This is a genomic window from Anaerotruncus sp. DFI.9.16, from assembly GCF_024461615.1.
In the GTDB taxonomy this organism is placed as follows: Bacteria; Bacillota; Clostridia; order Oscillospirales; family Ruminococcaceae; genus Anaerotruncus; species Anaerotruncus massiliensis.
In genome coordinates this window covers 26915-34799 of record NZ_JANFZX010000027.1, presented here as the reverse complement: position 1 = coordinate 34799, position 7885 = coordinate 26915, and the positions used below count along the sequence as shown (strand labels likewise).

At 63.3% G+C, this 7885-nt stretch carries 6 protein-coding genes and 1 pseudogene; all 7 read right to left on the bottom strand.

The window, feature by feature from the left end:
• Nucleotides 1–226: 226 nt before the first annotated feature.
• On the bottom strand, nt 227–1150 hold the full coding sequence (locus tag NE609_RS10985) for a pseudouridine-5'-phosphate glycosidase (protein WP_101549314.1): 924 nt from the start codon (nt 1148–1150) through the stop codon (nt 227–229).
• Nucleotides 1151–1180: 30 nt separating this feature from the next.
• Entirely contained in the window at nt 1181–2284 is a 1104-nt protein-coding gene (locus NE609_RS10980; RefSeq protein WP_256152504.1) for a PfkB family carbohydrate kinase, read from the bottom strand.
• 135 nt (nt 2285–2419) lie between these two features.
• Entirely contained in the window at nt 2420–3346 is a 927-nt protein-coding gene (locus NE609_RS10975; RefSeq protein ID WP_101549312.1) for an ABC transporter permease, read from the bottom strand.
• Nucleotides 3336–4463, bottom strand: a complete 1128-nt coding sequence (locus tag NE609_RS10970) for an ABC transporter permease (protein WP_101549310.1) — start codon at nt 4461–4463, stop codon at nt 3336–3338. The genes NE609_RS10975 and NE609_RS10970 overlap by 11 nt, the downstream gene beginning before the upstream one ends.
• Nucleotides 4460–5995, bottom strand: a complete 1536-nt coding sequence (locus NE609_RS10965; protein WP_101549308.1) for an ABC transporter ATP-binding protein — start codon at nt 5993–5995, stop codon at nt 4460–4462. Before NE609_RS10965 ends, NE609_RS10970 begins: the two co-directional genes overlap by 4 nt.
• A 191-nt stretch (nt 5996–6186) precedes the next feature.
• On the bottom strand, nt 6187–7302 hold the full coding sequence (locus NE609_RS10960; protein ID WP_121586954.1) for a BMP family ABC transporter substrate-binding protein: 1116 nt from the start codon (nt 7300–7302) through the stop codon (nt 6187–6189).
• 64 nt (nt 7303–7366) lie between these two features.
• Nucleotides 7367–7792, bottom strand: a pseudogene (locus NE609_RS10955) (cytidine deaminase); the annotation flags it as partial.
• Nucleotides 7793–7885 lie beyond the last annotated feature (93 nt).

Below are 7885 nucleotides of genomic sequence, written 5' to 3'. Positions count from 1 at the left end.
TTCCTTTTCGTCCGTCCGAAAAGGAACCCGTGGTGCGCGGCGGAACGCGCTCGTGTTTCTTGCCGCTTGAAAAGCGGCAATTCCCGTCTACGCCCCGCCGGGCGCAGCGCGGTAAACTCAAGAGGATTCCGCCGGGCGGCCATCGGCGGGACACGCCTCCGGCACTAGGCCTGCGGGCCGTCGCAGCGCGGCAACCTCCGTCGCTCACGAGCGGCAAATACCGCCTTTATTTTTTGCAGAGCTCAACAGCGATCCGCGAGGCCAGCCGCGCGTTGTTATACACAAGCTCGATGTTGGCTTCGAGGCTCTTGCCGGCGGTGATCTGCTGGATCCGGTCGAGCAGGAAGGGGGTCAGCTCCTTGCCCTTGACGCCCTTCTGCGCGGCCTCGGCGCAGGCGTCCTCGATGGTGCGGGAGATGTAGTCGTGGTCCATGGCGTACTGCTCGGGGATGGGATTGGTGACCAGCATGCCGCCGCGGAGTCCCAGGTCCTCCTTGGCAGAAAACGCCGCCGCGATCTCCTCGGGGGTATCCATGCGGTAATCGACCTTGAAGCCGCTCTTGCGCGTATAGAAGGCGGGAAGCTCCTCCGTCTGGTAGCCCAGCACGGTGACGCCCTTCGTCTCCAGGTATTCGAGCGTGAGCCCGAGGTCAAGGATCGACTTGGCGCCGGCGCAGACCACCATGACGGGGGTTTCGGCCAGCTCCTCCAGGTCGGCGGAGATGTCCATCGTCGTCTCGGCGCCGCGGTGCACGCCGCCCACGCCGCCGGTGGCGAAGACCTGGACCCCGGCCAGCGCGGAGAGGATCATCGTGGCGGCCACCGTGGTGGCGCCGTCTTCGCCGCGGGCGCAGAGCACCGGCAGATCGCGGCGGCTGGCCTTGATGACGCCGAGCCCCTTCTTGCCCAGATGGGTGATCTCCTCCTCCGAGATGCCCACCTTCAGCTTGCCGCCGATGACGGCCACCGTCGCGGGTTCGGCGCCGCAGCTCCGGACGACCTCCTCCACCTTGAGGGCGGTTTCGACGTTGCGCGGATAGGGCATGCCGTGGGAGATGATGGTGGATTCCAGCGTGACCACCGGACGGTTGTTGTCGAGGGCCTCCCGGATACGGGGGGAAACTTCGAGGTATTTTTCAAGACGGTTCATGATACGGACACTCCTTCTCGTCAATTTGATTTATTCATCGGGGGTCGGTGTGGGCGCCCCCGTGATTGCCAGGATGGATTCCGCGCTGATGCGCGGACTGATCGTCTCGGCGCTTTCGATGCAGATGTCGGCCGCGGCCAGCCCGGCCTTGGCGCAGTCCCGCAGCGAAAAGCCCTGTCGCCAGCCCCAAGCGAGCGCGGCCATGAAGCTGTCGCCGGCGCCGGTGCTGTTGACCATGTGGGAGGGATAGGCGGGCAGGTGGAACTGCTCGTGGTGGTCGGCGCAGAAAACGCCCTTGGAGCCGAGGGAGAGGAACACCTGCTCGACCCCCATGTCCAGAAAGCGGCGGGCGGCGCGGCGGAGCGAATCTTCGTCGCGGATCTCGATACCGGTCAAAAGCTGCGCCTCCAGGAGGTTTGGCTTGATCGTGTGGATCTTGTAGAAGAGCCCGGCCAGCTTTTTCGCCTTGACGGTGGAGACGGTGTCGGCGAAGAGCGGGCAGCGGCAGTTTTCCGCCAGGAACCGCAGGCTCTCCTCCGGCAGATTGGTGTCCATGATGCACAGGCTCGCGCGGTTGATCAGGTCCATCTTGCTCTCGAAAAAGCGCGGTGTGAGCTCCTCGTAGATGTCCATCTCGTTGATCGCGAGCTGCATCTCGCCGGTGTGGTCGGCGATGAACAGGTAGGTGGAGGTCGTCCCTCCCGGCACGGTCAGGGTGTCGTTCACATCGATCCCCAGACGGCGGCAGCCCTCGGCGAGCTGGTTGGCGTGGGAGTCGTCCCCGAAGGCCGTGATGAGCTTGACGTCCTCCCCCAGCAGCGCCAGGTTGTGGGCGATGTTGCGCGCCACGCCGCCCGGCGACAGCCGCACCTTGCCGGGGTTGGAATCCTGCGCCACGAGCGGGGCGTCCGGACGGCCGCTGATGTCCATATTGGCGCCGCCCACCACCACGATATAGGGATTTTTCTGCAGCAGGTAGCCCTTACCCTGAATGAAGCCCTTCTTCATCAGGTTGGAGATGTGCACCGCGACCGACGAACGGGCGATCCCGGCCCGCGAAGCCAGCTCCTGCTGAGAAATCAGCGGGTTATCCTCTATCCAGCGCAGAATCTGCCGCTCGCGTTCAGTGATCATGCTCCTCGCTCCTTAAACATATGTTTATTTGATTAATCTTATGCTTATATTCTAGCAGGCCAACCGCGCTTTGTCAAGACAAAAAAAGAAAAAAACGCCCCCGCTTTCGCGGGGGCGTTTTTAAACAATCGGGGGTTACCGTTCGCCCTTGCGGTAGGGCGTGCCGTTGGCCTTCGGGGCCTCCGAACGGCCGACGAAGAGCACGAGCACCACCATTGTGAGCACATAGGGCAGCATGGCCAGCAGCTGGGAGGGGATGTACTCCATCCCGCCGAGCATGACCACCATCGCTTGGGCGAAGCCGAAGAGCAGGCAGGCGCGCAGCGCCCCCTGCGGGGTCCACTTGCCGAAGATCACGGCGGCCAGCGCGATGAAGCCGTGGCCGGAGATGACCGTCGGGCTGAAGTTGGAGACGACCGCCAGCGTCATGGCCGCGCCGCCGAAGCCGGCGAGAAGGCCCGAGAGGATGCAGCAGACGTAGCGGATCACATAGATGTTGACGCCGAGCGAATCGGCCGCCGCGGGATGCTCGCCGCAGGCCAGCACCCGCAGGCCCCATTTGGTCTTGTAGAGGAAGAACCACATGGCGACGGTCAGCAGGATGGCCAGCGGCACCGTGATGTCGATGTTGATGGCGTTGATGGTCAGGTTGGAGGTGTCCATCCCGAGCAGCGACAGGATCTTCGGCAGCTTTTTGGGCACCGGCTGGGTCTGGGTCGCGCCGTCGAAGAAGAGCCGCGACAGGAAGAGCGCCAGCCCCAGGCCGATGAAGTTGATGGCGACGCCGGAGATGGTCTGGTTGCCCTGCAGGTGGATGGAAGCCACCGCATGGAGCACCGCCATGGCGGCCCCCGCCAGCCCGCCGATCAAAAATCCGAGCCACGGGCTCCCGGTGAAGTACCCCACCGCGGTGGCGACAAACGCGCCGATCGTCATCATGCCCTCGATGCCGATGTTGTCCACACCGGAACGCTGGGTGATGACCCCGCCGAGCGCCGCGAAGATGAGGGGCGCCGAATACATCAGGGTGATATTGATGGCAAGCAGGATGTTATTCAACATGTGAACCACCCCTTCTCTTGAGCCGTTCGGCGATCATCGGGTAGATGGAGACCAGCGCCACACAGAAGACGATGGAGCCGATCATAATGTTGATGATCTCGCTCGGCGCGCCGATTTCCGACTGGATGGAGCCGCCCCCGTACTTGAGCCCGCTGAACAGCAGGCCGGAGAGCACGCAGCCGAGCGGATTGTTGTTTGCGATCAGCGAGACGGAGATGCCGTCCCAGCCGTAGCCCTCGGTGACCGGCAACACGCTGATGCGGAAGGGATTGGTGCCGAGAATCTGGATGGCGCCCGCCAGCGCCGCGATACCGCCGGAAATGAACATGGCCATGACCATGTTCTTCTTGACGCCGATGCCGGCGAATTCGGCGGCGTCCTTGTTGGCGCCGACCGCGCGCAGCTCAAAGCCCTTGGTCGTCCGGTTGAGGTAGTACCAGGCGAGCAGCACGACCACAAGCGCGAGCAGAATGCCCCAGTGCAGGTCGGTGCGCAGGAAATCGCCCCAGAAGGCGTTCGACTTGATGAACTCCTTGCCCGCTTCCGACTTCTTCCAGTCCCCCAGGAAAAGCAGCTTCGCGGTGTCCGCGACCTCGTAGGAGGCCTGGGAGCCGGGCTTCTTCACACCGGGCAGCGTGAGGATGAAGTTGTTGAAGTAGAGGGCGATCCAGTTGAGCATGATGGTGGAGATGACCTCATGCACGCCGAACCGGGCCTTGAGCCACCCGGCCAGCCCGCCGAACAGCCCGCCGAAGAGGAAGGCCAGCAGCAGGACCGCCGCCGGATGGACGCCCATCGGCAGCAGGAAGTAGCGGCCCACCAGCGCTGCGGTCACGGTGCCGATCATGTACTGCCCCTCCGCGCCGATGTTGAAGAGCCCGCTCTTGTAGGCGAAGGAGACCGAAAGGCCGGTCAGGATGATCGGCACGGCGTTGATGACGATCTGGGAGACGTATTTCGGCTTCCGGAACATGCCGGCGAACATCGCGCCGTAGGCCTCCAGCGGGTTGTAGCCGGCCACCGCCAGCACCACCGCGCCGACAATGAAGCCGATCAGAACCGAAATGAGGATCCCGGTCATCGGTTTCTTGAGCAGCTTGATGAGTCGATCCCTCATGTCTGGTTCCCCCCTCCCGCCATCAGCAGGCCGATTTCCTTTTCGTCGGCGCCCGCGGCGTCCATTTCGCCGACGATCCTGCCGTTATAGAGCACATTGATGCGGTCGGACAGGTCCATGACCTCGTCAAGCTCCAGGCTGATGAGCAGCACCGCTTTGCCGTGGTCCCGCTGCTCCACCAGCGACTTATGTACAAATTCAATGGCGCCCACGTCCAGTCCGCGTGTGGGCTGGACCGCGATCAGCAGGTCGGGGTCGTTGGTGACCTCGCGCGCAATGATCACCTTCTGCTGGTTGCCGCCCGACAGGGCGCGCGCCTCGGTCCGCGCGCAGTCGGCGGGCCGCACGTCAAACTCCCCGATGAGCTTCTGGGCGTTCTCCTGAATCTTGGGGAAATTCAGCACGATGCCCTTGGAAAACGGGGGTTTGCGGTAGTTTTCGATCACCATGTTCTCCGCCACCGAAAAGCTCAGCACCAGCCCGCGCTTGTGGCGGTCCTCATGGATGGTGCAGATGCCGTGGTCGAGCACGTTGCGCGTCGTCGTGTTCTGAATTTCGGCGCCGTTGATCACGATCCTGCCCCCGTCGCAGCGGGTCAGGCAGGTGATCGCCTCGACGAGCTCCTTCTGGCCGTTGCCGTCGATGCCGGCAATGCCGAGGATCTCGCCCTTGTGCACGTTCAGGGAGAGGCCGCGCAGCTTTTCGATGCCGCGGTTGTCCCTGACGGTGAGGTCCTCGATGGAAAACACCACGTCGCCGGGTGTGGCGGGCTTTTTTTCGATGTGCAGCGTGACCTCGCGCCCGACCATCTTCGTGGCCAGGTCCTCCTCGCTCTCCTCCGCGACCGACACCGTGTCCACATAGTGGCCCCGGCGGATGATGGTGCAGTAGTCGGAGGACTGCTTGATCTCGCGCAGCTTGTGGGTGATGATGATGACCGTCTTGCCGTCTCCGACCAGGCGGTGCATGATTTCGATCAGTTCCTCGATCTCCTGCGGGGTCAGAACCGCCGTGGGCTCGTCGAGGATCAGGATATCCACGCCGCGGTAGAGGGCTTTCAGGATCTCCACCCTCTGCTGCATGCCGACCGAAACGTCCTGGATCTTGGCGTCGGGGTCCACATAGAGGCCGTACCGTTCGGAGAGCTCCCGGATCTGCGCCTTGACCGACTCGAGGTCCAGCACGTCAAAGCCCTTCGTGGTCTCCGCGCCGAGCATGATATTCTGTGTGACGGTGAAATTCTCCACCAGCATGAAGTGCTGGTGGACCATGCCGATGCCGTGTTTGATCGCCACGCTCGGGTTCTTGACCTCCACCGGCTCCCCGTTGAGGAGGATCTCCCCCTCGTCCGCCCGGTAGAAGCCGTACAGGATGTTCATGAGCGTGGATTTCCCCGCGCCGTTCTCACCGAGCAGCGCGTGGATCGTACCTTTTCTGACATTCAAATCCACATGATCCAACGCGCAGAAGCTGCCGAAATACTTGCAAATCTGCTTCATCTGGACCGCATATTGGGGGGTTCCCGCTTCCATAACCTGCCTCCTCGCCAACAACAATCTGCATCAGGGTCCCGGCCGCGGCGGGCCGGGAAGCGCGTCCGCGCCCCCTGGCTAAAAAAGGGCTGCCGCAGGAAACCCGCAAGGGGTTCCATCTGCCATAACAGCCCTTTTGGGCCCGCGGGGGCAAAAACCCCCGCGGGCAAATAACGCTCTACAGGCGAATCTTACAGGTTGGCCACGAAGGCGTCGAAGTCCTCCTGGGTGTAGGGGACAACGATCTCGCCATCGATGATCTTCTGCTGCAGTTCGTCCACCTGGGCGAGCAGCTCGGCGGACAGGTGCTTGTCGGAGGAGGGGGCGATGCCCACGCCGCCTTCCGCCAGGCCCATGGTGACGTTGGTGCCGCCCAGCTCTTCGCCGTCCATGATGCGCCCGGTGATGTCGTAAACAGCGTTGCCGACGTTCTTCAGCGCGGAGGTGATGACGTTGTCGGGAGCCAGGAAGTTCTGGTCAAGGTCGACGCCGATGACCATCTTGTTCATCTCTTTGGCGGCCTCGATGGCGCCGCTGCCCGTCTGGCCGGCCGCGTGGAAGATCACGTCGGCGCCGTCGGTGTACATCTTCTGCGCCATGGCCTTGCCCTTGGCGGTGTCGCTGAAGCTCTCGGCCAGCGCGAAGTCATACTGGATCTCCTTGCCGAGCTCCTTGGCGCCGTAGCGCACGCCGGCCTCATAGCCGTATTTGAAGCGGTCCATGACGGGGCTCTCCATGCCGAGCAGGAAGCCGACATGGTTCGTCTCGGTCTTGTGGGCGGCGATGTAGCCGACCAGGAAGGAGGACTGCTCCGCCTGGAACTGCACGCCGATGGCGTTCGGGTACTGGCCGGCCTCAAAGACGTCGTCGACGAGTGCGTAGCGCTGGTCGGGGTTGCTCTCGGCGGCCGCGGCCAGGGCGTCCTTCATCAGGAAGCCGATGCCCCAGACGATGTCCGGCGCGTCGTCGGTGACCTTCGCCAGGTTGGGCGCGTAGTCGGCGTCCTTCTTGGACTCGAGGAAGCTGACCTTGACGCCCTTGTCGCTCTCGAGGCGCTGCATGCCCTCCCAAGCGGACTGGTTGAAGGACTGGTCGTTGATTCCGCCGACGTCGGTGACGAGCGCGGCGGAAAATGCTCCGTCGGTCGGAGCGGCGTCGTCCGCGGGCTCCTCAGCGGGCTCGGCGGAGGGGGCCGTCTCGGCGGGCGCCGTGGAGGACGGGGTCTCGGGGGTGCCGCCGCACGCGGCGAGCATGCCGGCGACGAGAACCATAGCCAGAATCGTACTCAGTAATTTCGTCTTTTTCATAATTTTCTCCTTTATTGCATTTTGAATGAATCTGCCGGCGGAAACCGGCAGGATCAAACCGTTATCAAAGCAGGTCCTCGGGACCGAAGGATTCGGGCAGCAGCTGCTCCAGCGTATACTCCCGGATATCCGCTTCCTTTTCGCTCACGGCCACATAGACCTTCATGCCCGGCACGGCGAATTCCCGCAGGAACTGGCGGCAGATGCCGCAGGGGAAGGCGTAGCCCCGCTCCTCCGGCTTCGCGTCGCGGTGCCAGCCGACGACCGCGATCTCCGCGAAACGCTTCTCCCCCTCGAAGACCGCCCGCAGGGCGGCGTTGCGCTCGGCGCAGATGCCCGCGCCGTAGGAGGCGTTTTCCACATTGCAGCCCTGGTAGACCTTGCCGCCCGAAGTGAGCAGCGCCGCGCCGACGCGGAAATTCGAATAGGGGGAATAACTGCTCTCCCGCGCTTCGATCGCCAGGCGCACCAATTCTTTCTTATCCATTTCAGCAGCGTCCTTTCCCGCATGGGAGGCGGCTTTCCGCCTCCGCTCCGCTTACAAAAAATCCGGCTTTTCCGCTCGCCGCGCCTACGCGCCGAA

What these genes read in the sequence shown, in the direction of transcription:
- NE609_RS10975 (WP_101549312.1), bottom strand. Translation starts at nt 3,346, where the DNA reads ATGTTGAATAACATCCTGCTTGCCATCAATATCACCCTGATGTATTCG.
- NE609_RS10985 (WP_101549314.1), bottom strand. Translation starts at nt 1,150, where the DNA reads ATGAACCGTCTTGAAAAATACCTCGAAGTTTCCCCCCGTATCCGGGAG.
- NE609_RS10970 (WP_101549310.1), bottom strand. Translation starts at nt 4,463, where the DNA reads ATGAGGGATCGACTCATCAAGCTGCTCAAGAAACCGATGACCGGGATC.
- NE609_RS10980 (WP_256152504.1), bottom strand. Translation starts at nt 2,284, where the DNA reads ATGATCACTGAACGCGAGCGGCAGATTCTGCGCTGGATAGAGGATAAC.
- NE609_RS10965 (WP_101549308.1), bottom strand. Translation starts at nt 5,995, where the DNA reads ATGGAAGCGGGAACCCCCCAATATGCGGTCCAGATGAAGCAGATTTGC.
- NE609_RS10960 (WP_121586954.1), bottom strand. Translation starts at nt 7,302, where the DNA reads ATGAAAAAGACGAAATTACTGAGTACGATTCTGGCTATGGTTCTCGTC.